General features: G+C 70.5%; 1 protein-coding gene. It reads right to left on the reverse strand.

Annotation, left to right across the window (positions count from 1 at the left end; genetic code table 11):
• Positions 1-240 (reverse strand): transposase (locus DRV84_RS16190; RefSeq protein ID WP_158547833.1); only part of this gene is annotated, 240 nt, incomplete at its 3' end.
• Between the last annotated feature and the right edge of the window lie 82 nt (positions 241-322).

The raw sequence follows: 322 nt of genomic DNA on the forward strand, positions 1-322 counted from the left end.
CTCCGGTGCGTCGCATACCACGAGCGGCGCGAAGACGGCGTCGTCCGCCTCGGGCTCGGGGGCCGGCAGGACGAGCGCGCCGTCCTTCGCCTTGCGCTGCCAGGCCGTCAGCTGGTTCGGCTGGATGCCGTACCGCGCCGCGACCGCGTTCACCGTCGCGCCGGGCTCCAGGCTCTCGGCGACGATCCTCCCCTTCACCTCCTCCGGCCAGCGCCGCTGACCCGACGCATGGACCTCCACACCCAGCGATCTGAGAAACGCAGTCTTTGCACACATTGCGAAACGCACTCCCTGCCTCACGACAGGGACGGCCTCGCATCGC

This window comes from Rhodosalinus sediminis (assembly GCF_003385555.1).
Classification (GTDB): domain Bacteria; phylum Pseudomonadota; class Alphaproteobacteria; order Rhodobacterales; family Rhodobacteraceae; genus Rhodosalinus; species Rhodosalinus sediminis.